Source organism: Streptomyces griseomycini, from assembly GCF_014203535.1.
In the GTDB taxonomy this organism is placed as follows: Bacteria; Actinomycetota; Actinomycetes; order Streptomycetales; family Streptomycetaceae; genus Streptomyces; species Streptomyces griseomycini.
Genome location: NZ_JACHJI010000036.1, coordinates 1 through 26,873, shown reverse-complemented (window position 1 = coordinate 26,873; position 26,873 = coordinate 1). Strand labels below are relative to the sequence as shown.

Genomic DNA, 26,873 nt, shown 5'->3' with positions numbered 1-26,873 from the left:
GATCCACGGCCGCGACTGACGCTTCTCCATGCCCCGACCAACGAGCGGACAAGTCGACGGTCACTTGATCAACAACTTCTGTTAGGACCTCTTAGTCAGCTGCTGCAACAGCCCGCCCTCGCCGGTCAGCTGCAGGCCCTCGGCCTGGGCCCGGCTCACCAACTCGTCGATCAGCTGATCGTCTACAACCTTCGCCGACACAGCCACTGCCGCCTCGCCGACCTCGTCCTCGGCCACGTTCTCACTGGTCATCGATGCATCCTCCAAGATCGGGAGTTACACCGAACGATTTACAGTCCCCCTCCTCGCCGCGCATCAGCCGCCCGATCGGGCCGGCTCCGTACTTGCCGCACGGCTCTTCCCGTGTCCATGTGAAGTGCCGATGTCGGCGGGCCTATGTACGTTTCGGTTGACCGCCCGGCCGGGCGGCGGGGAGGAGTGAGGCATGGAATGGGGCGGGGACGCTCGGCTGGCAGCCGGGCCTGAGGCCACCTGGTACCTGGAGACAGCTTTCACACCCGGCGCCCGTTTGGGGACGGTGTACGACGATATCACCGCCACCGTCATCGCATCCGCCTGCACCGCAGGGCCCCGGTCTCGGCCTGCTGTTCCTGGCGGTTGCGGGCGCGGCTGGTCAGCCATGACGCGAGAACGGCGATGGCCGCTCCGGAGACGGGTGTGATGACCAGCTCGATCATCTTGTCCATGCCCGCAGGCTGGCCGCACACCGTCCCTGGCGTCCGGTCCGTTGCGCACCTGACGCACGCCCCGCACGCTCCTGTTGCCGATCCGGAGCGGGGCGCGCCGGGACGCCGTGAGACCTCGCCCCGCCCTGCGCTGATGCGCCGGTGCGGGGCTTCGCACTCGTATCCGCAGGGGGTGGATGTTTATACACGCGCTGCCGTGTCCGACGGGAGTGTGAGGTGCTGCGGGCGGTGGCGGTGGGCAAGGCGCAGAACGATCGCGGCGTAGATCAGGACGGTTGCCATGTCCGTGAGGGCGAGCTGCCAGGACGCGTCGGCGGCGGTGTCGTCGGAGGACAGTCCGTCGACGACCGCGGCGGAGACGCCGAAGGCCAGCAGGTTGTTCAGGACGTGCAGGGCGATGGCGGCTTCCAGACCGCCCGTGCGGATGGTCAGCCATCCCGTCACGAGGCCGAAGAGCAGCAGGTCGGTGAAGCCCCACGTGGTGCCCCAGCCATGGGCGGTGGCGAATAGCGCGGCTTGTGGGAGTACGGCGAGCCACGGGGAGCGCAGGAAGGCGCCGACTGCCTGGGTCAGCCAGCCCCGGAAGACGTACTCCTCGGCTGCGGCCTGCAGCGGAACGAAGACGGCCAGGACCGCCAGGGAGGTGAGGAACTGGCGTAAGCCCACCCATGCGGCGGGCTCTGCGGAGGCGGAACCGTCGTCGGGCAGGAGAACGGTGGCCAGTGCCAGCAGAGCCACCGGGAGGAGGGCGGCCAGCAGGCACCGGGCCAGCCAGCGGATGCGCAATCGTCCGGTGACCGACGACAGGGTGCCGGCGGGGCGTCGCTCGGTCCACCGCACGGCGAGCAGGATGAGGGGCAGGGCGATCGCAATGTACGTCAGGTCCAGTGCCGTGTTGCGCAGCGGGCCCAGGTCCACGCCACCGTCGGGTAATTCCGGGTATCCGGCTGCCGTTCCGAGGGCGTAGGAGAAGACGTACAGCAGGAGAGCGAGCACGAGCCAACTCGGGAGGAACAGCATGGTGCCGAGCAGCGGCCGCCACCAGCGTTGTCGGCCGGTGCGGCGTCCCATGCGGTGATACGCGAAGCCGGCGAGGTCTGGAGGTGCAGTGGTCATGATCGACAGCATTCCAACCGCAGGACAGGCCGGGCGTCCGCCCGTAGCAGGAGTACCGCTCCGCCCGGGGGTGGATGTTCCGGTCCCTTTCCAGACATCGGTACAGCGGGCCGCTTCCGTGGGTCTTCTGGGAGCCACCGACATCACCGGTGTGACGTTTTCGTGCGCCTGCACGCTGTTGTCTACGAGGGCAACTCAGGACGAGATCCTGGGAGTTGAGCGAAACCTGAGGTTTCGGGGGGCGGTAGTAGCCAGTCCGGTTTCTTCCCCTCGCCGGAGGGCTTGCCGTAGATCACCCCTGTATGTCCGTCCGGTTCACGAAGAACCGCCTGTTCTCCGTCCTGAGGGAAAAGGAAAACTTCAGGGCATACGCATCTCAAGATCTGGAACTGGCGATCGAAAGAACGCTAGGTTCTGAGGCGCCCCCGGCACAAAGACCCGGGGGTGCGGGCACCGCCCTTCCCGACGCACACGGTTTCCAGGCCATCAGTGCACCGGGGGCAGCGCCCGCACCGTCTTACCCAAAGGACCACGATAGTGAATCGTCGGCATATCCGCATGAGTGCGGTCGCTGCTCTGGCTGCCCTCACTCTGGGTGTCGCTGGGACTACAGCGGTGCAGGCCACCGAGCACCGCGAGACGGCCGCCGCCGCCCCCGCCACCGAGATCTGGGGACCGGAGTTCGAGTTCTCCTCGCACGAGGCGTTCGTCAGCTACCTCGACTCCGCTGAGGGCCAGCAGCTCCTGAGAGAGGAAGGCCTCACCCAGGCGGAGATCGCCGCCGTCTACGCCGGCGACGACGTCGCCGCCAACGGCTTCCTGGACAAGCTGAAGAAGAAGGCGCTGAAGAAGGCCTTCAAGGCGCTGCCCGACTCCTGGGAAAAGAAGCTGACCGACTGGGCGAAGAAGGGCAAGGGCTACTTCAAGGAGAAGTGGAACTCCCTTCCTGGCTGGGTGAAGAAGGCTCTGACCCTGGGCGGCGCGATCTCCGTCAAGACGGCCATCGAGTGGCTCATCGACATCATCCTGTGAGGTACCAGGTCACCTGATGCGGCCCCTCCCCCGGGGGCTTCATCACCCACGTGCGCCCCACGGTTGTTCCCCCTGCCGTGGGGCGCACTTCCATGCCGACACCTACCACGCTTCGGAGGCACTCCATGACCGATACCGGTAGCTCTGAAAGGGTCCGGGAGTTCAGCCCAGCTCAGTACATCGCCCCCTACCTGCTGCTCATCATCGGCAACGCCGGAGTGCAGAACGCTCCGATAAGTGATCGGCCCGTGCTGTTCTGGGTGTTCACAGCGATCGCTGCGCTCGGCGCTGTCTCCGCTGTAGTACGACTCCGACGCATGTGGAACACCCATCAGCGCCAAACCCTGCCCGCATGGACACGATTCCTCGGCCTGCTCCTCGCCCTGTACGGGCTGTACGTCGTCTACTGCGTCATCAATGGCATGGCCGAATAGTACGGTTACGTCCAGCGCATGCCGATGGCGGAGAGCTGCTCGATGCGTTCCGGGGACAGTGTCGCGGCCCGGCTGCGCTGGTTACCGATCCATGCGCCCAGCTTCAGCTCCTGGACATCCTGGTCCTCGTCGTTACCACCGTCCCCGCCCCTGCGGTCGACGACGATTGTCTCGATGTGCTTGCGGGGTACGCGCAGGTGTCCTTCGCGCTCGTAGTACTGCTTGGCGGCCTGGTAGTTCATGGCCCATTTGTCGGCCTGGCTGCGACGTGGCTTGGGTTTCTCGTCCTCGGCCGCGGGCTCGATCCCAAGGGGCGTTGTCACGTTGTTGGGTGCGTGACTGTCTGATGGTGCGTCGGAGTGTGTTGGGGCCCGGTTCGGTGCCTGTGCTCAGGCCGTGGTGGGCCGGCTGTCGGCGCCGGTGACCTGCTCCCAGATGGCGAAGCGGAGGGTCATCTCGGCTCGGTAAGCGGTGGCGGTCATCAGGTGGCGGCGGGGCCGGAAGTGGGGTGAGATGCCGCTGAACGCGGCCAGGAACCGCTGGGCCCCGCCGACCGAGCGGAAACCTTTCATGACGCGTTCGCGCTGCCGGGTGGGCTGGTGGCTGTTCTCGGCCCGGTTGTTCAGGCCCTTGTGCGAGCGGTGCTCGACCGAGGGCATGACCTCGCGGTGGGCCGCGCCGTAGGAACGCAGCTTGTCGGTGATCACCACCCGCGGCACCGCACCGGTCCTCTTCAACAGCCTGCGGAAGAAGCGCCTGGCCGCGGCCTTGTCCCGGCGGTTCTGCATGAGGATGTCCAGCACGTTGCCGTCCTGGTCCACGGCCCGCCACAGGTACTTCCGCTCTCCGTTGATCCTGACGAAGACCTCGTCCAGATGCCATTTGTCCCCAGGCCGAGGCCGCCGACAGCGCAGCGCGTTGGCGTAGGCCTGCCCAAACTTGGCGCACCAGCGGCGGACCGTCTCGTGGGAGACGAACACGCCGCGCTCGAGCAGCAGCTCCTCGACGTCCCGGAACGACAGCGGGAAGCGGTGGTAGAGCCACACACAGTAGGAAATGATCTCCACCGGGTACCGGTGCCCCTTGTACGACGGTGACGCGCTGCCCACGGACGATCCCTCCCCGGCATGACCAACCAGAAGATCATCCCACCTGGTCAATCAACGTGACAGTGCCGGACCGGCGGCTACCAGACGTGTGCGTGGTGGGCCTACACCGGCCAGTGGGGCCGACCCAAGGCGGCCGGCTACCGGGCCGCGTGCACGTGCGGCTGGCGCGGTAGGAGCCGCCCCGTCGACTGGGAGCAGATCGACGACGGCCGCCTGGACGAGGTGGACGTCTCCGCCTCCTACGACGACTGGGCCGGACACATCGATACCGTCGCCCGCCAGACCGTTCCCCTGCCCGACGACCTCACCGACACCCTGACCCGGCTCGAGGGCCAGCTCGCCCGCCTCGCCAGCCAGGCGCCCGTGGCCGCGCTGCGGGCCGTGGGCGAACTGGAACGCCTCACCCGCAGCATCGGACACCAGGCCGCCCACGCCGCCGAAGCCGACGACCTCTCCCCCGAGACGATCGGGAAAGCCCTCGGCATCAACGCCGGCGCCACCCGATCCCGCCTGACCCACTATCAACTACACCCCTGAACCCCCACCCGTGTGACGTTTAGCGCCCAGCCGGGCGGCGAGGACGAGGCGATCGTGACCATAGCGGCATGTGCGGATGCTTCACTTCCTGGTTCTGTCCGCGGAGGCGAGCCACCTTCGGGAAGGCGGGTGACGTTTGGTCGGTGGTCCGAAGACTTAAGGGTTTCAGCTGAACTGAGGGCGGTTCGAGGTGCCGTTGGTGCGGCCTTTGTCCTCAGCCCGCTGTCATGTCGTCAGTTCATCAGGCCTTTCTCCTCGTTTGCGGCGCTGTCTGCGCGGATGTGGTGGTCTGCCCCGGGGAGCACGGCGTCCGGCAGGTGCCTGCCCGCTTTCCTGGGCATCGGCTTCGGCCGGTCCGGCCGACCTTTCATCGGGATGAACAACTTTTGTTCCGGTCAAGAAAGGTTCCCGCCCCCGTTTGAGGCGGCAGGAAGGGCGCGGCCGGATCGGCAGCCGATCGTTGGTCCTGCCCAGGCACCGTCGCCGGCGGCCATGAGCTGGGGGCCGGTGAGTGCGCGGGGGTGATGCGGCGGGTGGTAACCGGGTTCCTGACCGCGTGCGGTACGGGCTCCTCGTTCTGCACCCCTGTCAGTCGTGCGTGACCGAGCGGCCGGCGGTGGTCAGGGGGGAGGAGTGGTCGGTATGCACATCACCAACAAGCTGCCCGAGCGTCACGAATCGGTGACTGCCCCCTCAGAACGGTTCAACCGTCCCATCGAGCGGCTATCGTCAATGCTTCAACAATCGCAGTCAGGGGGGCGACATGAGCCATCCGTACACCGCGCCGGAGCGGCCCGCACCGAAGTGGGCCCGCAAGCGGTACGTGCTGCCCGCGCTCGGGCTCGCCTTCTTCCTCGGCATCGGAGCCGGATCCGGTGATGCACAGCCCAAGGACGACGCCAAGCCGGCCGCGGCCAAGGCGCAGCCCACCACGACCGTCACCGCGACCATAACCACCACCGCGGATCCCGAACCGGCACCGACAGTGACGGAGACCGTCGAGGTCGAGGTCACCGAGACCGTGACCGCCGAGCCCGCCTCCGACAGCGGCATCAGCGGCAGCGGGGACGAGGACAGCAGCAGCGGGGACAGCGTCTACTACGAGAACTGTGCCGCGGCCCGGGCCGCAGGAGCCGCGCCCGTACGCCGCGGCGATCCCGGCTACGGCTCCCACCTCGACCGGGACAACGACGGCACCGGCTGCGACTGGGGCTGAGCGATAAAGGGCCCGCCGCGACGACGGATCACGACGGCCTCTTGGCCAACCCGGTATGGAACGGTCAGGGCCGTGTGCCCCGAGAGCACCCCTGGGCCCTGTCGGTGAGGGTCTGGCGTCTGACCAGCCCCGGTCGGCCCGATTTTCCTGATTCGCCCTTTTTCCACGTTTCCTCCACTAAACGATCACGATCTCGTTATGCTTCCGGGTGCTTCATCCGCACCACTGAAGGGGGACTTCTTATGCGCACGTCTCACACCCTGGCCGCTACGGCAGCCGCTGCCGCAGCCGTCGGGCTCGGTCTCGTCGCGGCCGTGCCGGCGCAGGCCGCCGAGTACTCCTCGGCCCTGAAGATCAAGGGTGTCCAGTACGACGCCCCGGGCCGGGACTCCAACAAGTGCTCCGGCGGGAACACCAAGAACGAGTACCTGACGATCAAGAACTACTCGCGCAGCACGAACGTGAACCTCAAGGGCTACAAGGTCAAGGACGCCGCCGGCAACACGTTCACCTTCAAAAACAGCCACACCCTGCAGCCCGGCGACTACGTCCACCTGCGCGGCGGCCGCGGCACCGACTCCGACGCCGGCAACGTCGTCTACCGCCAGAACTGCAACTTCATCTGGAACAACGACAAGGACACCATCTACTTCTACAAGCCCTCCGGCGCCCGCGCCGACGTCCACGCCTACACCAAGAAGGCCAACGACCGCGACGGCAACGGCTACATCACCTACCACGGCTGACCACACTCCACCGACGACGCGGCGCCAGGTCCCCGCGGGTGAGCGCTGCCATGCCCTCATCCAGCGCTCAAGGTCTCTGAGCAACCAGAGCCCCCCGGAGCCCCTACGCTTTTCCGTACCGACGCCAGCCACGACCTCGGACGCGGTGCACCCCCGCGTCGGCGGGGAGGACGTGTCCACCCGGGCCTGGCCGCCCTGTTCGATCGGAACACCCCCGCGTCGGCGGGGAGGACCCGGCCGCCAGCCACTTGTCCGTGTCGGGCTCCGGAACACCCCCGCGTCGGCGGGGAGGACGACCTGGACGCGACAGGCGGGAAGCTGGGCTTCGGAACACCCCCGCGTCGGCGGGGAGGACTCCTCCGGTCGCACGCCGCCGTCCCGCCGCAGCGGAACACCCCCGCGTCGGCGGGGAGGACGGCAGCGAGGTCTGCGAGGTGTTGGGCTTGTTCGGAACACCCCCGCGTCGGCGGGGAGGACCGGGTCGGCGGCCGGGTGTCCTCGGCATCCCGCGGAACACCCCCGCGTCGGCGGGGAGGACCGCGGCGATCTCCCGGCGCCACTTGAGCGAGGCGGAACACCCCCGCGTCGGCGGGGAGGACGCATCCGGAGCGATCGTCCACCGGGCGCTGTCCGGAACACCCCCGCGTCGGCGGGGAGGACTACGGCGCTCTCGTCCTGGTCCTGTCCATCAGCGGAACACCCCCGCGTCGGCGGGGAGGACCCCTGGCCGTCACACCCACCGGCACACCCGCCCGGAACACCCCCGCGTCGGCGGGGAGGACGGTGTTCTCGATGCTGACGATCCGCAGCACGCCGGAACACCCCCGCGTCGGCGGGGAGGACACCATGCCCTCGAGCCCGCTCGCGGACTCGGACGGAACACCCCCGCGTCGGCGGGGAGGACGCCAGGACAGCCTCCGTGACCCGCTCGTCCGTCGGAACACCCCCGCGTCGGCGGGGAGGACGCGATGAGCTCGACAACAACCTGGCGAACGAGCGGAACACCCCCGCGTCGGCGGGGAGGACGGGCTCAGGGGGATCGTCTCGGGCTCGGGCATCGGAACACCCCCGCGTCGGCGGGGAGGACCCCTGCGCATTGTTGATCTTGGTGATGATCCGCGGAACACCCCCGCGTCGGCGGGGAGGACTTCGTCCGCCGCAACCCCGCCCGGCTCCGCGACGGAACACCCCCGCGTCGGCGGGGAGGACTTGGACGGGGATGCCGGTGATGCGGGCGATGTCGGAACACCCCCGCGTCGGCGGGGAGGACGCCCTGAGGCGTTTCCGGGGGAGGTGGGCATGCGGAACACCCCCGCGTCGGCGGGGAGGACGGTGGCGATCAGGTCGCGCGTCGCGATCTCGGCGGAACACCCCCGCGTCGGCGGGGAGGACGGCCGAGGGTGAGACCATTACTCAGTTGGCTGCGGAACACCCCCGCGTCGGCGGGGAGGACGCCGAGGTCGATCTGCGCCTGGTCGGCGCGGGCGGAACACCCCCGCGTCGGCGGGGAGGACCTGACTTTGAACTGGTGGTTCTGGTACGAGGGCGGAACACCCCCGCGTCGGCGGGGAGGACGGGTCAATGCCGCCCTTGGCGTCCATGGTCGGCGGAACACCCCCGCGTCGGCGGGGAGGACGGTGTACGTGATGAGCCGGGTGTAGCCGAGGGCGGAACACCCCCGCGTCGGCGGGGAGGACGCGGCCGACGTCCATGTGCTTGGGCATGAGGGCGGAACACCCCCGCGTCGGCGGGGAGGACCAGGCCGGGCCCCAACATCATCACCGGCCAGTACGGAACACCCCCGCGTCGGCGGGGAGGACGACTCCGTTGAGGCCGCGGTCCGCGTCCGCGACGGAACACCCCCGCGTCGGCGGGGAGGACACGAACGCGAACCCCCACGCACGCTCGAACCGCGGAACACCCCCGCGTCGGCGGGGAGGACTCGTGAGACTGTCGCCGGCGGGATGCCGGACGCGGAACACCCCCGCGTCGGCGGGGAGGACCACTTGAGCGCTTCGGCGATGCGCCGTTTCATCGGAACACCCCCGCGTCGGCGGGGAGGACCTCGGAGTCCTGGCGGCCCTTCACCAAGTGGCCGGAACACCCCCGCGTCGGCGGGGAGGACCTCTCCCACGGGTACGCCTTCGGATCACCCTGCGGAACACCCCCGCGTCGGCGGGGAGGACGCCTCCCTCCCCCTGACGTCCGGGCACCGAGGCGGAACACCCCCGCGTCGGCGGGGAGGACTCGCGCTCGGCCGGGCGGGTGTGGCCCATGTCCGGAACACCCCCGCGTCGGCGGGGAGGACCCCGGGCCGGGGCAGGGTGATGACGCGCCGATCGGAACACCCCCGCGTCGGCGGGGAGGACCGGTTCCGCTCGCCCTCGGGTGCGCTGGCCGTCGGAACACCCCCGCGTCGGCGGGGAGGACGCCCTGGCCTTCCGCTCCGCAGCGATCTCTGCCGGAACACCCCCGCGTCGGCGGGGAGGACCAGAACGGCACCGCCGCTCCGTGCTCCCTGGTCGGAACACCCCCGCGTCGGCGGGGAGGACGCGATGATGAGAGCGGGCTCTCTGCCGAAGATCGGAACACCCCCGCGTCGGCGGGGAGGACTAGGTGGCGGTCTCGCCGAGGTGCGGGCGGGGCGGAACACCCCCCGCGTCGGCGGGGAGGACTTCGGGGTGATCCCCGTCAGCTCCTCGACCCGCGGAACATCCCCGCGTCGGCGGGGAGGACGAGCGCGCCGGCGCCCGCAAGGCCCTCGAGGACGGAACACCCCCGCGTCGGCGGGGAGGACGGGGGCGGGGCCGGGGCCGTAGAAGCCGCGGACGGAACACCCCCGCGTCGGCGGGGAGGACGCGGGGGGTTCGCCGTTCTCGAGGGCGGTGATCGGAACACCCCCGCGTCGGCGGGGAGGACGCCCTGACACTCCCTGACACCCGAGCCTGACACGGAACACCCCCGCGTCGGCGGGGAGGACCTCACCACGCCCGGCTCCGGGGTGGTGAACGTCGGAACACCCCCGCGTCGGCGGGGAGGACGTAGCCCTCACGGTGCAGACGGCGCACGACGGCGGAACACCCCCGCGTCGGCGGGGAGGACGACGCGGTGGAGCTGGAGGCCAAGTCCCTGGCCGGAACACCCCCGCGTCGGCGGGGAGGACAACGGCTGGCACGTCCACCTGCACGTCCTGTTCGGAACACCCCCGCGTCGGCGGGGAGGACACTGCTGCCGCCACTGTCGCCTGTCTCGTGGGCGGAACACCCCCGCGTCGGCGGGGAGGACGCGGTGATGACGACGTTCTTGCCCTTGGTGTCCGGAACACCCCCGCGTCGGCGGGGAGGACGGCCAGATGCCCGCCCCGAAGACCCCGATCGACGGAACACCCCCGCGTCGGCGGGGAGGACCAACGACAGGGCAGGAGAGACGGGTTTCTGGACGGAACACCCCCGCGTCGGCGGGGAGGACAGGTTGCGGCGCAGGTTGCGGCTGACGGTGAGCGGAACACCCCCGCGTCGGCGGGGAGGACACTTCCTGACCTGCATTTTAAGAGGGGCTTTGCGTTTCTTTTGCTTTTGGCGCGGCGGTCATGCGGATCAGGGTAAGGCCGTCGAAGTCGACAGGGACCCGGCGTCGAGTTCCTGCGGTGCGGACGGCGTAGCCCTGTTCGGTGGGGGCGGGGTGGACGAGGAGGGCGGCGCCGTTGCCCACGACTTCGGTGACGGCGTGCCAGAGTTCGTCGCGGACGCGGGCTGAGACGCTGCCGATGAAGATGCCGGGCACTACTTCGCTGGTCCATCGGCTGAGGGCGCCGCGCAGGTGGTCGGGGACCGCGGTGGTGGCGATGACGACCATGGAGGGCATCAGTTGCCTCCTTCGGCGTAGTTGACGCCTGCGGGGAGGACTCCGGCTTTGGGGTCCCAGAGGTGGACCATCTGTACGTCGCGCCGTTCGGAGTGTTCCTCGTCGGTGTCGTCGTCGGGGGTGGTCGTGTGGGGCGGGGTGAGCAGGGACTGGACGTCCTGGACGATGCGGGGCAGGAGGCGTAGGAGTCGGAGGTCCTCGCGGAAGCGGCGGCGGGCTTCCTGTTCGGGGTTGTCGGAGTTGTGGAGGGCGAAGGCGAGGGGAAGTGTGGTGTCGGCTTTGTACAGGTCGGCGATGTCGTAGACGAAGGCGTGCTGGGTGCCGGCGTGGACGTAGCCGAGGGCCGGGGAGAGTCCGAGGGCGAGCAGGGCGGCGTGGACGACGCCGTACAGGCAGGTGTTGGCGGCGGACAGGGCAAGGTTGACGGGGTCCTGGGTGTCCCATTGGTCGGGCCGGTAGTTGCGGCGGAAGCGTCCGATGCCGTGCTGCTGGGCAAGGATCTTGTAGAAGGCCTTCATGCGCTGGCCTTCCATGCCGCGGAGCTGGTCCAGGGTGACGGATTCCGGTAGGTCGGCGTCCTTGAAGCGCCTGCGGTACATGCGGACGGCGACCTCGAGGCGGCGTGCCGGGTCGGCCCACGTGGTGACCTGTTGTTCGAGCCAGTGGGTGGTGAGGGAGTCCGGGAGGATGCCGGCGTAGGCGCGGACGCCGCCGGATCCGACGCAGACGACGCTGGTGCCGTGGCGGGCGAGGGTGGTCAGGGCCGGGGTGGTGACGGAGACACCCGGGCCCAGGAGCAGGCAGGACAGGGCGGCGGTGGGGATGTAGACGAGGTCGGTGCGGTGTTCGTCGACCTGGATCTGCGCGCACACTCCGGTGTCGTCCTGCACCACGCGGACCATGTCCAGGTAGAGAAAGGACAGGGAGTCCGCCACGCGGGGAAGCATGGCCAGGGTGGGGGCGGCCAGGCGCCTGCGTGCGTCGCCGCCCCGTCGTGGCGCGCTCATGTGGTTCTCGCGGGGGCGAGGCTCAGCAGGCCCGCGCCGTACGGTTTGCCGCGTCCGATGCCGTGGATGACGGCGTCCCGGAGGGCGTCGGGGTCGGTGACGGTGGCGGTGCCGTCGTAGCGAATCAGGCTGTGCCGCATGCGGGAGGCGTCTCGGCCGCGGGGGCGGGCCGGCTCCATGTTGGTGGGGGTCAGGACGTGGAGGTCGAGGCCGGATTCGGCGGCCCGGCGGAGCCACCACTGGTCGGCGTCGACGCCGGAGAGCGGCACGATCCGTCCCCGCTTGCCCTTTTGCTGCAGGGAGAGCCGTTCCCGCTTGGCGGGGTTGAGGACGATGCGGTAGCGGACGCCGAGTCCCTTGTGCAGTGCGGTGAACATCGGGGCGAGGCTCTTGACGTCGGTCTGGCCGTATCCGGTGGGCAGGCGTGCCGGGTCGAGTCTGGCGGCCTGGACGAGGAGGGTGCTGGAGGTGTCGGTCTCGTCTAGGCGGTACAGCAGCCCGGCCTGCTGCCGGGGGGCGTCGCCGAGGCCGTCGGGGACCATCCGCATGACGGTGCGGTGCATCTGGGTGGCGTCGCGCAGGTCCCGCTGCACGTCGCGGCTGTGCGGGTTGAGGCGGATGCGTGCGATCACCGGGTGGTCGTTCATGCGCTTTCCTCGAGGTGGGCGTAGTCGATCAGACGCTGCGTCAAGGTCTCTGGAGGGCCTGCGAGGGAGCGCGGCACCGGTACCCGGGCCCGGTGGAGGCGGCGGCCGGTGTGGCTGCGGCCGTGCTGGGCGAAGCTCACCGGCACGTCGTTCACGTCGATGACGTCGACCGGTACGGGCTCTGCGGAACCGCTGGGGGGCGGTGGCTGTTCCCAGAGGAATTCCACGGCGATCGTCCCGGCCTCCTGACCGTCGCCGTCCTTCATTCGCGGTGCGGTGCGGCTGAGCGGCACCCGGGTGCGGAGTTCTTCCTCGGGGTCGTCGACGTGGCGGCGCAGGAGGAACGGCTCGTCAGGGACGCAGGAGCGGCGGCCCAGATAGGGCGCCCAGTGCGGGCGGCTCAGGGCATCGGCGAGGCGTTCGACGGTTTTGTCGGCTGCGGTGACGGCGACGACGAACACCGCGTCGGACAGGTAGTGGCGGCGGGTGATGACGGCGGCGCCTTTGTTGCTGCCTCCGCTGGTGGCGGCGGTGCGGTCCTTGGGGAATCCGCCGCCGACGGTGTGGTAGTCGACGAGCCGGACGCCCGGCCGGTCCACGCGCACGGTGAGCCGCAGGTCCTGGTAGCGGTCCAGGCCTGCCTCGTCGCGGCTTATTCCTTCGGCTGCGGCGAACATTCCGATCAGTGCGGAGCGGGTCGGGAAGGGCGCGGTGTCCCGCACCGGGGTGAACGCTGACCGTTCACCCCAGGACTGCAGGGGGCCGGCCAGGCGCAGCAGGAGCCCGCTCACTGCTGGTTCTCCACGGCGGGCACGGCGGCCTCGACGGCGGCGTCGATCAGCTGGTCGAAGGAGTCGTGGACGGTGCCGAGCCCGGTGTACTTTTCGGCGGGGTTGATGACGGTGTGGCCGTGGAAGCGGCGGTTGCGGTTGCCGGTGAGGCGGTTGATGTTGCCGGCGTAGGCGTCGAGGGCCTGGCGGGAGGGTTGGGAAAAGCCGCCTTGCCGGTCGCCGGTGACGGGGGTCTCGAAGGCCGCGGCCAGGGAGAGCGGCCGGTGTTCCCGCACGGCGAGGTAGGCCAGGTCCGGGACGGTGTGCGGGGCGGTGCTGTTCTTCTTGGCCTGCGGGAGGGAGAGCAGGAAGTGCTCGGCGAAGGAGCTGAGTACGGTCCGGGCGGCCTTGGTGTCGCCTTCGAGGTTCTTCAGCAGGTCGGCGACGTTGACGGTCGCGTACCGGTAGAAGACGCCGGCGCTGAACTCGGCGGTGTCGAGGTGGCCGCTGCCGGTCTCGGCCTCGCCCAGCCAGTCGTCGACGGCGGTGAAGTAGTCACGCTGCGGCTCGGCGGCGTGCGTGGTGAACGCATGGGCGACCTGGGCCGCCCCGTCCACGTTGGCGTCCGGGAGCTCGGCGAGCATGCGGCCCAGCAGGCTGATGGAGGCGGTGCGCCGCTTGAGGATCGCCTCGATCGTCTGGGGCGGCAGTACCTGGCCGGGCTTCTTCTTGCCCTGGGCAGCCTCCAGGGCCTGGCGGTGCTCGGCGCAGACGGCGGCCAGTTCGTCGATGGCCGCCTCCGGCAGGAACAGCAGCACCGAGGTGTGGCCGGCCGATTCCGTGCCGATGCCCTTCTTCCCGGCGCTCGCGGCGACCTGCGCCCCGGCGAACGCGGCCAGTTCGGTGGGCCAGCCGGCGTTCTCGAGGGCGTTCTGCACCTTCGCCGGCACCAGGCGGGTGCGGGCGGCCTTCTCTCCGAGGTCCTGTTCGACGCCGAGTCGGATGGCCCGCTTCCAGGACTGGCTGGAGACCCGGATGCGGGGAGCGTTGCCGTAGCGCACCTGCTTGGGGGAGCCGAGGTCGTCACGGTTGAGGTTGGCGGCGGGCACCGACTGCAGGGCGCTCAGGTCCAGGTAGAGGGTCATCGGTCGTTCTCCTCGGCGGAATCGAAGGGGGCGGTGGTCTCGGTCGTGCCGCTGGCGGTGCGGAAGTAGTGCTCGAGCCAGCGGGTGGCGATGCGGTCGCGGCTGCGGTTCCACCAGGCGAGGTCCTCCAGGAGGACCGCCCAGTCGATGGTGATGCCGCCGGCCAGGAGCTGGCGGACGAGGGCGGGCAGGCCCGGGTGAATGGCGTCGCTGCTCTGCCGGGCCATCAAGTGGAGGGCACTTTCGGCGGAGTTCTCCTTGAGGACGCCTTTGGTGACGGCCTGGCCGAGCGAGGTGCCCAGGTTGGGACGCGCGTACCAGGACTCGGACCCGCTCTGGTCGGGCGTGGTGTCGCGGGCCGAGCGGGGGCGTGCGGCGATCAGCGAGGCCACCGCGTAGTACGCCCGCCGGACATCGGCATGGTGCTGGTCGTCGTGGTCGCGCAGCCACGGCACCAGGTAACGGTGCATGTAGGTGCACCGCTCCACCGGTAGCCCGAGCCCGCGCCGCAGAGCGGCACGGGCCTGATTGGACTCGCACACATGGTGCACGTAGGTGACGAACCGGTCCGAGACGCGGACGGTCGAGGAGTTCGGCGGAGCGGACACCGCCGAGGCGGAATCGGTCATGAGACATCCCTGATGCGGGGAAAGGGTGAGGTGACAAGCGTCGGCCGTGCCGGCGTGGGCGCAGCCGGGCGGGTTCAGTCGGATGCGGAAGGCTGCAGCAGTGCGAGAAGGAGGCCGCGGGCGCGGTGACGGGCGCGCGCCACTCTGATGTCCGCGCGGTTGGCCTGGCCGATGGCCTCGTCGAGCGCGGCAAGCGCCGCGTCGACGAACGGCTTGTCGACCTGGTCCGTGGCGTGACCGGGCTCGGTGAGCTGCCAGAACTCTTTTTCCGCGGCCGGCCAGTAACGGGCCAGCGCGGCAGAAGCCCACGGGCCGGACTTGCGGGCATCCAGCTTGATCTTGGCCTTCGGCGACAGGTCGACACTGGTGTCGGTGGCGATCTTCCAGGCGATCCTCGCGGCGAAGTCCAGCCGGTCACCACTCTTCTCCGCAGCGGCGTGGCAGCGCTTGACGTGATAGGCCATCTCCGCGTCGTTCTCCTCCTGCCACTGCAGGACCGGAGGGGTCGTCGTCCTGAACCAGACGCTGTCTTTTTGCTGACCGTCCTGATCGAAGCCGTAGGCGCGCACCCGCAATCGCGGCAGCAGCGGCTTGGGCAGGTGCTCGAGAGCCGGAGGGCGCCGGGCGTCCTGACGGCTGTCCTTCAGCAGCAGCGAGTCGAGATCCCGCCACAGGGCCCTGGCCCCGTCGGCCTCCCGTGGCTGGAAGTCCCCGTCCTTGCGCCGGTCCAGGATCTGGTACGGGTCGCGCACCCTCTGCGGCGGCTCGTGCGTCGACCAGGTGAGGTAGGCGTCGGTCACCGCCCGGCCGTCCTCGGACGGCACGAGCAGCGCGGCGTGACGGAACCGGCCGGTCAGCATCCGGCCCGGCCACGTGACCGGCGGCAAAGGCTCCAAGGGAGCGTTGAGACCCTCCTCCCACGGGCAAGTGTCCTCCGCTTCCCAGTCGACCTCGGCCTGAGGGCTCGGCACGGCCAGCACCAACGTGGTGAACAGGTCGGGCCCCCAGGGAAAATAGGAGACGGACTTGCGCAGCGGGGCCGCGTCACCGCTGCCCGCCCGCTCACCAGTGATCCGGCGGGGCGTGCACTGCCCGGACGGCCCGTAGTACAACTGCGCGATCAGATGCCAGGCGGCCTCGGCGGCCGGTACCGGCACGGGTGCGGTGTCGGTGAAATGCCCGAACAGTACCGCCCCGTTGACCCCCGTGGGGCGGCCCATCACGAGCTTGTTCACCCCGGACGGGTTCGGCGCCCCCTTTGCATCCACGCACTCCGTGCGCAGCCGCGGATCCTGCAGGAACGGCCGCTCGGGATGGAACAGGTCGAACCGGCCTGCCAGGTCCTCCCGGCCGAAGTACGCGTCCACCGCCCGCGGATCGAACCGGCCGGCCTTCAGGACACGCTCCCGCAAGTCGAACCAGTCGTCGATGTCCTCCGCGACGTCCGGATCGTCGAGCCGCTCCCCGCCATCGGCAGCGATCCTCGCCGCGATCGGCGCCAGAATCCGCATTAAGCCCGCCGCTGCCGGCGGCACCGGGATCTCCAGATCCTCGATCTCATGCGCCCGCTCGAACAACCCGCACAAACCCACGCACGCCGACTCCCCGGTCAGCAGACGCACCGGAATCCACGGCTCGACCCGCAGGTCGAATCCCCCACCCACCGTCATCCCCTCCAACGCCTTTGTTCCCCATGACGCAATGACGCACCGGCACGGCAAAGCCCCCAGCAGCCCCGCTCTGGCGTCGTCCAGGCATTCAAGCAGCTGCCACCGACAATGTGCCCGGACCTGCAGGTTTCCGGGTCAAAGGCAGGCACTGGCTGGTATTAACGGCGCAACAGACCACAGTCCTTGTCCAGGCGAAGAGTCCTGCCGCCGACCTTCACCGCCCGCGCGCTCCCGCCCTGCACGGGCTGGCGAAGAACACGCAGGTCTGCGAGCATCGGGTGCTCCATCCACGACTTCGGCGGGGCGATGCTGTCGGGATCGGCTTCCTTGAGCCAGTCGGCGCGGACCGGAATGGTGCGGCGCATCACCTCACGCACGGACGAGACCGTCATCTTGCCGTCCGACCCGGCCTCGGGAAGCAGTTGCTCACCCTCCAGGTCTAGGGTCACCTGGCCGTCCTCCTGAACATAGGCGCACAGCAGCCGTACCGAGTCGGCACCGAGCCTGGTGGACACCTCCCACTCGTCCTCTTCACCGGGCAGATCATGCAGGTCATGCAGCGCGGAAACGCTCCGCGCACGCGGGACGGCGAGAAGGCCCGCCATGCTGCGTTCCGCCATCTCTTTGCCCTGGTGCGCCGTCCAGGCTTTCGCCTCGCTGCTGCCCGGGTTGTTCCAGTCGAAGTCTTCGTTGTCACCGTGGACCGCTTCGACCAGGCCTTGCACGTCACCGGGGATGGAGATGAACCCGCCCTTGATTCCGGCAAGAGTTCGGGAGGTGGTGACGAGGAGGTGCTCGGAATACACCTCGCCCCACTGCTGGGGCGTCTTTCCGCCGTCCGCGATCGGGTCGAGCACGACAAGACGCGGCCCGCTCGCCCAGGCCGGGCGGCCGCGACCGTCGGGGTAGCCGTGCCGGGTCCAGTGGTTCTCGTGCCGCCAGCACCGTCCGGCCCGCTGCAACAGCAGAGACAACGGAGCGAGGTCGCTGATGACGATGTCGGCATCAAGATCAAGCGACTGCTCGACGACCTGGGTGGCGACGACGATCCGGCGCAGCGGACGCGGCCCCGTGCGGCCCAGCCCTTCGATGACCTCCCGTGTGCGGGCCTCCCGTACGTCGCCGGGGAAACGGGCGTGCAGTAGTTGCACGCTTCCACCCTGCTCGTGGGAGCGCTTGTCGAACCGTTCACGGAGCCTCAGGTAGGTATCCTGCGCGTCTCCTACGGTGTTGCACACCACCAGGGCGGTGCCGCCCTCCCCTTCACTCACCGGCTTCAGGAGCCGTTCGATCACCGCCAGCCGGGCCCGAGCATCGCTGGAACCGTGGGTGACCGGCTCCACCACAATGCCGAGTTTCATGCTTCGTGCATGTGCTTGCTCCTGCTGGCGGGCAGGCGAGATCTGGGTCGCCCGGCCGCTCTCCCCGTCCACATACAGCCACCCGGGGTAGGGCGCCGGGAACGCCCGTCTGCTCAGGGCTCGTGTCTTGTGGCCGGCGCCCTGCAGGTACTCCTTGATCAGCCGGTCGCTGACCGACGCCGGCAACGTCGCCGACAGCAGGACGACCGGCACGCCGTACGCCCCGAGCCAGTTCAGCAACCGGCCCAGCAGCACCTGCATGTACGGGTCATAGGCGTGAGCCTCGTCAACGATGAACGTCTTCCCCGACAGGGCCAGCAACCGCAGCGCGTTGTGCCGCACCGGCAGCACCGCCATCAGGGCCTGGTCGATCGTGCCCACCGCGAACTGCGCGAGCAACGGCCGCTTGGGCCCGCGCAGCCACCGCTGCGGCCGCATGTCCGCCTCCGCCCGCCGGCTCCCCTCCCCGACCTCGTTACCGTCACAGGTCAGCACGCTCTGCGCGTCCAAGTCCTCGTCGGCGTAAGCGCTGTTCAGCCAGGCCATACTGTGGACCAGCGTCAGCCCGGCATCCTCGCCGGACTGACGCAGCAGCGCTTTCGCGACCCGGCCGTGCATCTGATCACTGGTGGCCATCGTCGGCAGCATGAACGCGTACCCCTGTGTACCGAAGGCCTCGGACAGAACCCGCTCGGCCTCCAGGGCCGTCTCGCTCTTCCCGTCACCCGGAGCCGCGGTGACGAGGAAGATGCCGCCACGACGTCCCTCGCCCACCGCCTCCCGCAGCTCGTCCATCACGGACCGCTGCAACGGATTCGGCTCACCCCGGATGCCGTACGCCTCCGCGAACCCCTTACGTTGCAGTTCCACCCGGGCCAGCCCGGCCTCGGCCAGCAGACGGGGAGCGTCCTGCTGGGAACGCTTGAAATGATCCGCCAGCACCGGCTCGAGTCCGCGCTGCCGTTCCCGAAGATAGCCCTCCTGACTGACCAGCCAGTCCGCGAGGATGACTACCCCCGTCACCAACACCGCAGCCGACGCCTTGAACACCCCCGGCGTCTCCGGAGCCCCCAGCGACTCGTGTACCACGGCTGCGTGCGCAACCCGCTGCCGCGCCCAGGCGGCCCCACCCAGAAACGCCGGAGCGATACCGTCCTCGACGCGGTGAAAACGCCCGTGATGACCACCAATGACCTCGGCCAGCCGCTCCGCGACCCTCAGATCTTCGTCAGCGGCAAAGCCCAGACCCGCCAGCACTTCCTTCGCGCTCTGCAAGCCGGCCACGTCATGCCCGAACCGCTCCACGCTCATCTTCATACGGTCGCCGCCCAGCTCCGCACTGAGGTACTGACTGCCGTGCCAGGAGCAGAACTGGAACCCTGACAGCTTGCCGATGTCATGCAGACCGGCACACAGACCGACGACCGCCCTCGCACGTTCCGGCTCGCCCGCCAGCCGCATCCCCTCGGCGATCCGCACACGCTGGTTCTCGGACAGGTAGACATCCCAGAGGTGCAGCGCCATCGCGGCAGCGTCCAAAAGGTGCCGGATCAGCGGATACGGCGGCAGCCCCGAATCCAAACCTCTCGACTTCCCCCACACCGACTCATCCGGAGCTTCCCACTTCCCCGCCACCCTCGCCCCCTCACTCCAGCCAACGGATCGTGCCCCGCTGCTGAAGCCGGAATTCAATCACCTTCCACTGACAACACCGCAGCCATCCAGCCCCGATAGGGTTACAACATGCAGTCCCACCGGTCGCGACACAGAGCGCCCTTCAATGCAAAGGAAAGGCAAAGCCCTTCTTAAGCCGCAGGTCAGAAAGAGTCTTCCCCGCCGACGCGGGGGTGTTCCGACTGGTCCCCTTTAGTAATAAGATCAAGCACCGTCTTCCCCGCCGACGCGGGGGTGTTCCGGAGCTCGCCCGGCTGCGGGCCGACGTCGGGATGTCTTCCCCGCCGACGCGGGGGTGTTCCGCTCAGCGGCTGGTTCTTGACGCGCCAGTAGCCGTCTTCCCCGCCGACGCGGGGGTGTTCCGCCAGCACAGGGGAACGAATGTTGCCCAACCGAGTCTTCCCCGCCGACGCGGGGGTGTTCCGCCGTCCGGGCCGGGCACGGTCCGCCCTTCCAGGTCTTCCCCGCCGACGCGGGGGTGTTCCGACCCCACCGGGCCCGGCTGGCACCGCCTATGCGTCTTCCCCGCCGACGCGGGGGTGTTCCGCTGGTCACCTTGGCCAGCCAGTGCTTCCTGCCGTCTTCCCCGCCGACGCGGGGGTGTTCCGCCCTCAAGAGCCGACGCCCGGAACTGTTCGGCGTCTTCCCCGCCGACGCGGGGGTGTTCCGACACCGGCTGGGGTACACCCCCCACCGACCCCGTCTTCCCCGCCGACGCGGGGGTGTTCCGAGCATGCTCGGCAGCGTCAAGAGCGCGGCCAGGTCTTCCCCGCCGACGCGGGGGTGTTCCGACGGCGGCCTGATCATGGGTGAGGGCGTGCTGGTCTTCCCCGCCGACGCGGGGGTGTTCCGGCCGCGTCATCGGCGGTGGAGTCTGTCAGCGAGTCTTCCCCGCCGACGCGGGGGTGTTCCGTTCACCACCCGCTACCGGGCGACCGGGACGGTGTCTTCCCCGCCGACGCGGGGGTGTTCCCTGTTCAGGTTCGCGGGCACCACGAGGCCCGGTGTCTTCCCCGCCGACGCGGGGGTGTTCCGCACGAGAGCGACTTCCTGATCCTGCCGAATGCGTCTTCCCCGCCGACGCGGGGGTGTTCCGTCCGGGACGACGCTGCTCGACGAACGGCCCGGGTCTTCCCCGCCGACGCGGGGGTGTTCCGACCCCCTCGGCTACGGGGTGGTGACCCGATGAGTCTTCCCCGCCGACGCGGGGGTGTTCCGTCCGCAGGACCAGCGGCGCGACGACGGGCGGCGTCTTCCCCGCCGACGCGGGGGTGTTCCGGCGCGGAAGAGCGCGTTCTCCAGCGCGTAGCGGTCTTCCCCGCCGACGCGGGGGTGTTCCGTAGACGACGGTGAGCGGGCCGACGTCGGCGCGGTCTTCCCCGCCGACGCGGGAGTGTTCCGCCGTCCTCCTCGACGACGCCGTACAGCTTGTCGTCTTCCCCGCCGACGCGGGGGTGTTCCGCTGTATCTGCGGATCGATGACAACCTGCGGGCGTCTTCCCCGCCGACGCGGGGGTGTTCCGGAGACCCCGGCCGACGGCGGGGTCGTGCAGAAGTCTTCCCCGCCGACGCGGGGGTGTTCCGCTGTATCTGCGGATCGATGACAACCTGCGGGCGTCTTCCCCGCCGACGCGGGGGTGTTCCGGAGACCCCGGCCGACGGCGGGGTCGTGCAGAAGTCTTCCCCGCCGACGCGGGGGTGTTCCGCTGTATCTGCGGATCGATGACAACCTGCGGGCGTCTTCCCCGCCGACGCGGGGGTGTTCCGATCGAGTTCGGGGACTCCGTCAGCGAGGACCCGTCTTCCCCGCCGACGCGGGGGTGTTCCGGCGCGGAAGAGCGCGTTCTCCAGCGCGTAGCGGTCTTCCCCGCCGACGCGGGGGTGTTCCGACGGTGCGCAGCGCACTGGGTGAGCTGTACGCGTCTTCCCCGCCGACGCGGGGGTGTTCCGAATTCGGCGGCCTGGATCGTCTTCCCGCCGCGGTCTTCCCCGCCGACGCGGGGGTGTTCCGGCGGCCGACCTCGCCGAGACGGTGAAGGCTGAGTCTTCCCGCCGACGCGGGGGTGTTCCGCGGTGCGGGGGCGGTCAGAAGTCCATGCCGGGGTCTTCCCCGCCGACGCGGGGGTGTTCCGGCGTGTACGGGGCGCTGCAGTTGCACGCCGCGGTCTTCCCCGCCGACGCGGGGGTGTTCCGATCGCTCACATGGGCCTGGGTACGGCCAGAGTGTCTTCCCCGCCGACGCGGGGGTGTTCCGGACTGGCCGAACTCGCGTACCAGCCACCATTAGTCTTCCCCGCCGACGCGGGGATGCTCCGAGACTGCCGTCCTGGTCGGAGATTAAACTGCATCGCTACCGCACGGTGGGCGATGACGCGCACTGACATCGGATGCGTGCACCGAATGCCGGAATGTCCTGCACTTATCTCCGACGGCGGCGCAGGCGCGCGAGCCGCCACGGGTTCGGCCAGCTACCAGGAAACTGCCTTGAACAGCGCCGCACGCAGCCGGAACGCGTCCGCGAGCTGCTGGAGGTATTGCAGGCGCTCCAGCGGCAGGGACGGTGGGATCGGGACAACCATCGGATCCCTCCCGCTCCCGGCCCGCTCCGGGATCGGGCGGCCGATCACGTCCCGGCGCATGGCATGGGAAATTCGTCGTCCGTCCCACTGGACAGTTCCCCGCCGTCACAGCTGGATGCCCTGGCCGGGCCGGGCTGCGGGTGCTGCTCGTGTTCCTGGGGGTGCGGGTCGGCGTCCAGAGCTGAGGGCTCCCGATCCTCGATGGCGCGGATGATGGTAGCGAGCCGCGCCAGGTTGGCTGGTGTGCGCATCCACGTCACCCGGTCGGTCGTACGGCCTTCCAGGTACTCCTGCGGCATCGCGGCCTGCTGGTGGACAAAGGCCGGCGCTCCCCGCTCGCCGTACTGGCCAAGCACGCCGTGCCGGCCTGACCCGGCTGCTGCCCGGCGTCGTCCCTCTCCCGTTCGGCGGGTCATAGCAGAGGGTCGGAAGACGAACCGCCTTCCGACCCTGACCTGGTGTGGGTTGAGTCAGGCGGTCGGCCTGCTGTGCAGGGCGACAACGACTTCGCGGCCGGTGGCCTTCTCGCCGAGACGGAAGAACGGCACCTGCCCTTCGGTATAGACGTGCTCCAGCCAGCCCTCGGCCTCCAGCTCGCGGCGAGCGCGTGAGAAGTGGGGCCGGGGAACCCCTATACGTGCGGCAAGTTCAGCCGCCGTGCGCTCGACGACGTGCTCGAGACCGCCCAGGATCGCGTACGTCATCAATAGATTCTGCTTCAGGTGTGACAGCTCGGCCGTCCTCGCCTGCAGAGCGTCGAGCTCCGGATACGGGCTTTGGCGTGGCATTCTGTCGGCCCTTCGATGCTGTGCCGGAGCGACCCGGCATAGTCGGCAGGTGGTAGGCAGCGGCGAGTGCGGACTGCTCCGCGCCGCTGAGGCTGGACACGATGTGTGGGCTGGCCTTGTACTTCTTCGTGCGGCCGATCACTTCCTCGACGAGGAAGATCCGGTTCTCACACAGCTTCTTTGCCATCCTCCTGGTGGCCTGCGGAGTCAGGCCCAGGTACTTCGCCGCCTCCGTCGCGGTGGCGCCGCCCTTGTCATAGGTCATGATCGCGCAGTACCAGAAGAGACGGAAATCGTCGCCCGTGATCCCGGACTCCGCCGCAAGCATCTCCAGGATCCGCGCGAAGCTGAACTGCCCGTGACGGCCGCCGAACTGGTATGACCGACGCCTACTCTCGTCGTCCGGCTCCCACAGCTCATGGACTTCGCCGGTCGCGCGGTTGACCAGCTCCCGGCTGTGTCCTCTGCGCCTCTGCTCTGGCACTTACGTCCCCTGACCTGGGCTTTTGTTCCCTGGCTAGCCTAACGATCTTCACGTTACCACAGACGACATGTCGCGTGTGGTAATCGAAGGAATCTGGCGATTCCCTCCCGTACCAGTGGCGACATGTCGTCATTGGTCATCGAGGGAATCCGGGGGTTCCTCCGCGGCTCCTGTGCGACACAGCCGCGCCAGCGGCCACTGAACGAACCTCAAGGTTCGCTCGATGACCATAGGCGACATGTCGTTGAGCGACATGTATCGGCATCACAGGATGCCGATATAAGCACCGCTCGATGCCGATATGAGCATCACAGGATGCCGATCTTTCACACGTTTTAGCAGGTCAAAGGCCTGTGGAGGCTCCGTGTTCTCAGTACATCGATAGGTAGTGACCGTGCTCACCGCCATACGGGAGGCCCTGCGGTACTCGCTTCGCTGCGTTCCTCGGGATGCCCCAGGACCTGGTCTGTTACCTGAAGCCTGTCGAGGGACCGCACTCAAGCAGTAAAAAACGTGGTTGATGACCTCGATGGTTGCTCGAAGCACACGCGCGCCAGCCCCGTCGTCCTCCTGCATCGTCCTGGCTGACTGTCTTGGGTTGAGGTCCCACGCCCTGCACGGCAGCTCAACTGGACAAGGGATAGCGGGCCATGATCCTGATCATGGCAGTGCTCACGGCTCGTCTGGCCACGTCGTCAACACGGTGCCAGTCTCGTCGTTAGCGAGGGTGATACGGGTGCCGGGTCAGCCTTATTCATCCACGGCGATCATGTGCTTATGGCGAGTGGTTGCCTCGCTCTACCACCAGCCGTACAACACAGGCCGACCGTTGAGGGTGAGGATGAGGTGGCAGCGGCCCGGGTTCATGCGCATCGATTCCGTGGTGTCGGCCGGGTTCGCGCACGGTGGCGGCCTCAGCCTGCAGCTGGACCACCTGGTAGTGGCCGGAGGCTCTGATGGTCATGCCGGCAGTGTGGTCGATCTCAGCGACGGCGGCTGGGAAGGCGTTCAACCCAGCCAGACGATGTCCAGGACGGACAGGCGCCGAGTGAGCCGGTTGACCACGTAGACAACGGACAGTTGCCCGATCGAAGCAGCGCGTACGTCTTCGCCTTCAGGGTCGCCGACGTTCCACTGAGGCCAGCCCCAGGGCGAACGCACCGCGATGTCGAGGACGTCGCGGACCATCTCCTTGGCGTGCTCAGGAAGCTGAGTGAGCGTCTTCACGGCCGACGGGGACAGCCGCACGGTCCACGGCGTACCAGTCACGAACGGGCACCGAGGATGTCGTCCAGGTCCACGAAGCCGGACTCGTCGCGGTCGGAGTCCATGTAGGCGTCGACGGCCGGCGCCGCGGCGATACGCAGCTGCCAGGTGCGGATGACGTCGTGTACCGGGGTAAGACTGTAGGTCTGGCGGGAGTCCTCCAGAGCGTTGGCCCAATCCCGTTCGAAGGCCGGTACCCAGGAGTCGGCGCGGCGGTCTGCACGCAGCTGCACGAGCAGCTGGGCGGCGGCGGCCGGAGCCGGCGGGGCGAGGGCTTCCTCGGGCTGCGCACTCATTGGCACCTCCTGGCGACGTGTACTGCCACCGTACGTGTGACGCGAGGCAGCAGGGGCGGGCTTGTGATGATTTCTTTCCCGGTGAGCTCCCGGTTGATGTGATATGCCGCGGCGGGGTCAGCACGGGTGCAGTGGCCGACCGGGGTAAGAGCGCCATGAAGTCTTCGTCGGAACGTAGGGCGCCATCACCGTGCCAGGCGACGGTCGCTCTCGATGCGCAATGCCCGGCCGTCTTCGAGCGGCCGGTATGCGCAATGGGCCATGGCGAGTACGCAGAGCTGTGCAATGGCCGAACCTGATGCGCAATGCAGGCCTGACCAGGCGTTTTTTCGATTGCTCAGCTCCAATGGATGCGATGGAGCATGTGCTGTGAACTGGTGCGCGGATGTCTAGTGCTGTGCGTCGGCGTGGTGGGTCAGGGCCTGCCAGCGTCGCTCGAAGTCGGCGGTGTTCTCGGTGAGGTAGTCGGCGCTGAGGGGCTTGTTGTACTGGCCGGTGATTCCGCGGGCTGCGCATTCTTGTGCAACAGTGCTTGCTGCGGGCTGTTCGTCGTGGATCCGGTACTCGGCCCAGACGTGGTAGACGCGGAACGGCAGCAGGTAACGGCGCAGGGTGGCAGGACTGACCGGTCGCTTGCCGCGCCCGTACATGCCCTTCTCAGCGAGGTAGGCCGACAGTTGTTCATCCGTCGGTTCCCCGCCGTGCTCATTCTGGTATTCCGCCCACGCGAGGTAGTAGCGGTCGACGGTGGTCACGGCAGGGCGCTCCCCCGGTACCTCCTCAGACCCAGACGGCAGGTCCTCAATGGGGGCACTCACGCGCGGACCGCGCTGCTTCTGCGTGGCCTGCGCACCCACATCAGCGGGTGCCGGGTCCGGGCCCGTCTGCTGCTCGGGATCTCCTGGGTCTGTCTTCTGCTCGGGGGTTTCCGGATTGTCCTGCGCACCGGAGCTGGCGGCCGCTTCGTCGGCGGGTGTTTCGGCACTGCCGGACTCGTGCTGTTGGAAGAGCGCCACGAACTCTGCCAGATCCTGCGCCGTGACGGGCCGGCCACCGGTTCCGGTGATGGCGTCCCGCTCGTAGACGTAGGCTGCGAGCGCGGCGGCGTCGGGGTAGAGGCCCTGCTCCTGGTGGTAGGCATGCCAGGAGCTGAGGAAGTAGTCGTACCAGGACTGGTCCGCCGGCTGAGGCTCTTCACGGTCGGGACCGGAGACCGCAGCGGGGTCCTTGGGCTCAGGCTTATAGCGCTGCTGGAGGACCTGGAGCAGGGGCTGTACCTGGGTCTCGGACAGCGGGTTACCGGTGCCGGTGGAAATGCCGTATGCGTCGCGGAGCCACAGGGCCCACTGTGTGGCCGTGGGCTCGGTCTGGAACTGGGCGAGGAACGACTGATACGCCTCGGCGAACCGCTCGTCGATCTCCTGCAACGATGCACGCGGGCCAGTTGGCTGCTCGGGTGCATCGATCGTGGCGGGCCGTGGAAACGGTTCCTTCTCCAGCTCCAGTTCCGCCGTCTCGTGCGCGATGGTTGTCGCGGGGTCCGGCTCTGAGTGCTCCGGCTGTGCGGGAACGGAGGTCCGGTCGACGGCCTCAACGGTGAGGATGAGCGGCGGCTCTATGCCCGCCGCCGCCAGGCCCGCCGGGGCGGTCTCGGCGAGGGGGACGCCGTACTTGGCGAGGCGCAGCGGCATCAGGGCCTCTACCGGGGCCTTGCGGCGCCAGCCGCGGCCGAAGCGGGAACGCAGGCGGGCCTGGTAGACGAGACGTTCCTGCTCCAGCTTGATCACCTGCTCGTA

General features: G+C 68.9%; 22 protein-coding genes, 2 pseudogenes and 2 CRISPR repeat arrays. Of the genes and pseudogenes, 5 read left to right on the top strand and 19 right to left on the bottom strand.

What is annotated here, in order from left to right:
• Nucleotides 1-87: 87 nt before the first annotated feature.
• From FHS37_RS38140 to FHS37_RS38130, 3 genes and pseudogenes are all read right to left on the bottom strand, one after another.
• A pseudogene (locus FHS37_RS38140) lies at nt 88-252 on the bottom strand (IS256 family transposase); the annotation flags it as partial.
• A 311-nt stretch (nt 253-563) separates the two neighbouring features.
• Nucleotides 564-707 carry a hypothetical protein gene (locus FHS37_RS38135; protein ID WP_184829831.1) on the bottom strand — a complete coding sequence of 48 codons (144 nt, stop codon included), beginning with the start codon at nt 705-707 and terminating at the stop codon, nt 564-566.
• Nucleotides 708-887: 180 nt separating this feature from the next.
• A complete protein-coding gene (locus FHS37_RS38130; protein ID WP_229890291.1) occupies nt 888-1,823 on the bottom strand; it encodes a CPBP family intramembrane glutamic endopeptidase in 936 nt (311 codons plus the stop codon).
• A 615-nt stretch (nt 1,824-2,438) separates the two neighbouring features.
• Here FHS37_RS38130 and FHS37_RS38125 point away from each other — a divergent pair.
• Together FHS37_RS38125 and FHS37_RS38120 are read left to right on the top strand one after the other, a co-directional pair.
• Complete coding sequence (locus tag FHS37_RS38125) at nt 2,439-2,855, top strand: hypothetical protein (protein WP_184829830.1); 417 nt, start codon at nt 2,439-2,441, stop codon at nt 2,853-2,855.
• A gap of 125 nt (nt 2,856-2,980) precedes the next feature.
• On the top strand, nt 2,981-3,289 hold the full coding sequence (locus FHS37_RS38120; protein WP_184829828.1) for a hypothetical protein: 309 nt from the start codon (nt 2,981-2,983) through the stop codon (nt 3,287-3,289).
• A 5-nt stretch (nt 3,290-3,294) separates the two neighbouring features.
• Here FHS37_RS38120 and FHS37_RS38115 read toward each other — a convergent pair whose 3' ends face one another.
• Together FHS37_RS38115 and FHS37_RS38110 are read right to left on the bottom strand one after the other, a co-directional pair.
• On the bottom strand, nt 3,295-3,612 hold the full coding sequence (locus FHS37_RS38115) for a helicase associated domain-containing protein (RefSeq protein ID WP_184829826.1): 318 nt from the start codon (nt 3,610-3,612) through the stop codon (nt 3,295-3,297).
• Between the two features lie 66 nt (nt 3,613-3,678).
• Nucleotides 3,679-4,398: an IS6 family transposase gene (locus FHS37_RS38110; RefSeq protein ID WP_184829824.1), complete on the bottom strand. Its 720-nt coding sequence runs from the start codon at nt 4,396-4,398 to the stop codon at nt 3,679-3,681.
• Nucleotides 4,399-4,620: 222 nt separating this feature from the next.
• Between FHS37_RS38110 and FHS37_RS38105 the strand changes: the two genes are divergently transcribed.
• The 3 genes from FHS37_RS38105 (at nt 4,621) to FHS37_RS38095 (ending at nt 6,897) form a co-directional block, all read left to right on the top strand.
• Entirely contained in the window at nt 4,621-4,935 is a 315-nt protein-coding gene (locus tag FHS37_RS38105; protein WP_184829822.1) for a hypothetical protein, read from the top strand.
• 763 nt (nt 4,936-5,698) lie between these two features.
• A complete protein-coding gene (locus tag FHS37_RS38100) occupies nt 5,699-6,151 on the top strand; it encodes an excalibur calcium-binding domain-containing protein (RefSeq protein ID WP_184829820.1) in 453 nt (150 codons plus the stop codon).
• A 242-nt stretch (nt 6,152-6,393) separates the two neighbouring features.
• The gene (locus tag FHS37_RS38095) at nt 6,394-6,897 is read left to right on the top strand and encodes a lamin tail domain-containing protein (RefSeq protein ID WP_184829818.1); all 504 of its coding nucleotides are present in this window, start codon (nt 6,394-6,396) and stop codon (nt 6,895-6,897) included.
• A 143-nt stretch (nt 6,898-7,040) separates the two neighbouring features.
• Nucleotides 7,041-10,426: direct repeats of the CRISPR family, unit length 29 nt; unit sequence CGGAACACCCCCGCGTCGGCGGGGAGGAC.
• A gap of 17 nt (nt 10,427-10,443) precedes the next feature.
• Here FHS37_RS38095 and cas2e read toward each other — a convergent pair.
• The 14 genes and pseudogenes from cas2e to FHS37_RS40370 all read right to left on the bottom strand — a co-directional run.
• Nucleotides 10,444-10,761, bottom strand: a complete 318-nt coding sequence (gene cas2e / locus FHS37_RS38090) for a type I-E CRISPR-associated endoribonuclease Cas2e (protein ID WP_184829816.1) — start codon at nt 10,759-10,761, stop codon at nt 10,444-10,446.
• Nucleotides 10,761-11,708 (bottom strand): type I-E CRISPR-associated endonuclease Cas1e, encoded by a 948-nt coding sequence (gene cas1e / locus FHS37_RS38085; RefSeq protein ID WP_184829837.1) that lies wholly within the window; start codon nt 11,706-11,708, stop codon nt 10,761-10,763. The genes cas2e and cas1e overlap by 1 nt, the downstream gene beginning before the upstream one ends.
• A gap of 56 nt (nt 11,709-11,764) precedes the next feature.
• The gene (gene cas6e / locus FHS37_RS38080; RefSeq protein ID WP_184829814.1) at nt 11,765-12,415 is read right to left on the bottom strand and encodes a type I-E CRISPR-associated protein Cas6/Cse3/CasE; all 651 of its coding nucleotides are present in this window, start codon (nt 12,413-12,415) and stop codon (nt 11,765-11,767) included.
• Nucleotides 12,412-13,206 (bottom strand): type I-E CRISPR-associated protein Cas5/CasD, encoded by a 795-nt coding sequence (gene cas5e / locus FHS37_RS38075; protein ID WP_184829813.1) that lies wholly within the window; start codon nt 13,204-13,206, stop codon nt 12,412-12,414. Before cas5e ends, cas6e begins: the two co-directional genes overlap by 4 nt.
• Complete coding sequence (cas7e, locus tag FHS37_RS38070) at nt 13,203-14,330, bottom strand: type I-E CRISPR-associated protein Cas7/Cse4/CasC (protein WP_184829811.1); 1,128 nt, start codon at nt 14,328-14,330, stop codon at nt 13,203-13,205. Before cas7e ends, cas5e begins: the two co-directional genes overlap by 4 nt.
• Entirely contained in the window at nt 14,327-14,959 is a 633-nt protein-coding gene (casB, locus tag FHS37_RS38065; RefSeq protein WP_221500809.1) for a type I-E CRISPR-associated protein Cse2/CasB, read from the bottom strand. The genes cas7e and casB overlap by 4 nt, the downstream gene beginning before the upstream one ends.
• Nucleotides 14,960-15,033: 74 nt before the next feature.
• A complete protein-coding gene (casA, locus tag FHS37_RS38060) occupies nt 15,034-16,629 on the bottom strand; it encodes a type I-E CRISPR-associated protein Cse1/CasA (RefSeq protein ID WP_184829809.1) in 1,596 nt (531 codons plus the stop codon).
• Between the two features lie 158 nt (nt 16,630-16,787).
• Nucleotides 16,788-19,592, bottom strand: a complete 2,805-nt coding sequence (gene cas3, locus FHS37_RS38055) for a CRISPR-associated helicase Cas3' (RefSeq protein ID WP_311136984.1) — start codon at nt 19,590-19,592, stop codon at nt 16,788-16,790.
• A gap of 224 nt (nt 19,593-19,816) precedes the next feature.
• Nucleotides 19,817-21,979: a CRISPR direct-repeat array (repeat unit 29 nt; unit sequence GTCTTCCCCGCCGACGCGGGGGTGTTCCG).
• 308 nt (nt 21,980-22,287) lie between these two features.
• A complete protein-coding gene (locus FHS37_RS38050) occupies nt 22,288-22,599 on the bottom strand; it encodes a hypothetical protein (RefSeq protein ID WP_184829841.1) in 312 nt (103 codons plus the stop codon).
• Between the two features lie 114 nt (nt 22,600-22,713).
• The gene (locus FHS37_RS38045; protein ID WP_229890292.1) at nt 22,714-22,947 is read right to left on the bottom strand and encodes a MarR family transcriptional regulator; all 234 of its coding nucleotides are present in this window, start codon (nt 22,945-22,947) and stop codon (nt 22,714-22,716) included.
• Nucleotides 22,892-23,515 (bottom strand): MarR family transcriptional regulator, encoded by a 624-nt coding sequence (locus FHS37_RS40375; RefSeq protein WP_229890293.1) that lies wholly within the window; start codon nt 23,513-23,515, stop codon nt 22,892-22,894. The genes FHS37_RS38045 and FHS37_RS40375 overlap by 56 nt, the downstream gene beginning before the upstream one ends.
• Before the next feature lie 1,008 nt (nt 23,516-24,523).
• Complete coding sequence (locus FHS37_RS38040) at nt 24,524-24,784, bottom strand: type II toxin-antitoxin system RelE family toxin (protein WP_184829803.1); 261 nt, start codon at nt 24,782-24,784, stop codon at nt 24,524-24,526.
• Nucleotides 24,781-25,077, bottom strand: coding sequence for a DUF6247 family protein (locus FHS37_RS38035; protein WP_184829801.1), 297 nt, complete (start codon nt 25,075-25,077; stop codon nt 24,781-24,783). The genes FHS37_RS38040 and FHS37_RS38035 overlap by 4 nt, the downstream gene beginning before the upstream one ends.
• Before the next feature lie 389 nt (nt 25,078-25,466).
• Nucleotides 25,467-26,873, bottom strand: a pseudogene (locus tag FHS37_RS40370) (hypothetical protein); the annotation flags it as partial.

Bases quoted from the DNA above. Each gene is read 5' to 3' on its own strand.
- cas7e (WP_184829811.1), bottom strand. From the start codon at position 14,330: ATGACCCTCTACCTGGACCTGAGCGCCCTGCAGTCGGTGCCCGCCGCC.
- FHS37_RS38135 (WP_184829831.1), bottom strand. From the start codon at position 707: ATGGACAAGATGATCGAGCTGGTCATCACACCCGTCTCCGGAGCGGCC.
- FHS37_RS38120 (WP_184829828.1), top strand. From the start codon at position 2,981: ATGACCGATACCGGTAGCTCTGAAAGGGTCCGGGAGTTCAGCCCAGCT.
- FHS37_RS38045 (WP_229890292.1), bottom strand. From the start codon at position 22,947: ATGACGTACGCGATCCTGGGCGGTCTCGAGCACGTCGTCGAGCGCACG.
- FHS37_RS38100 (WP_184829820.1), top strand. From the start codon at position 5,699: ATGAGCCATCCGTACACCGCGCCGGAGCGGCCCGCACCGAAGTGGGCC.
- FHS37_RS38035 (WP_184829801.1), bottom strand. From the start codon at position 25,077: ATGAGTGCGCAGCCCGAGGAAGCCCTCGCCCCGCCGGCTCCGGCCGCC.
- cas6e (WP_184829814.1), bottom strand. From the start codon at position 12,415: ATGAACGACCACCCGGTGATCGCACGCATCCGCCTCAACCCGCACAGC.
- cas1e (WP_184829837.1), bottom strand. From the start codon at position 11,708: ATGCTTCCCCGCGTGGCGGACTCCCTGTCCTTTCTCTACCTGGACATG.
- cas2e (WP_184829816.1), bottom strand. From the start codon at position 10,761: ATGCCCTCCATGGTCGTCATCGCCACCACCGCGGTCCCCGACCACCTG.
- casB (WP_221500809.1), bottom strand. From the start codon at position 14,959: ATGACCGATTCCGCCTCGGCGGTGTCCGCTCCGCCGAACTCCTCGACC.
- casA (WP_184829809.1), bottom strand. From the start codon at position 16,629: ATGACGGTGGGTGGGGGATTCGACCTGCGGGTCGAGCCGTGGATTCCG.
- FHS37_RS38130 (WP_229890291.1), bottom strand. From the start codon at position 1,823: ATGACCACTGCACCTCCAGACCTCGCCGGCTTCGCGTATCACCGCATG.
- FHS37_RS38095 (WP_184829818.1), top strand. From the start codon at position 6,394: ATGCGCACGTCTCACACCCTGGCCGCTACGGCAGCCGCTGCCGCAGCC.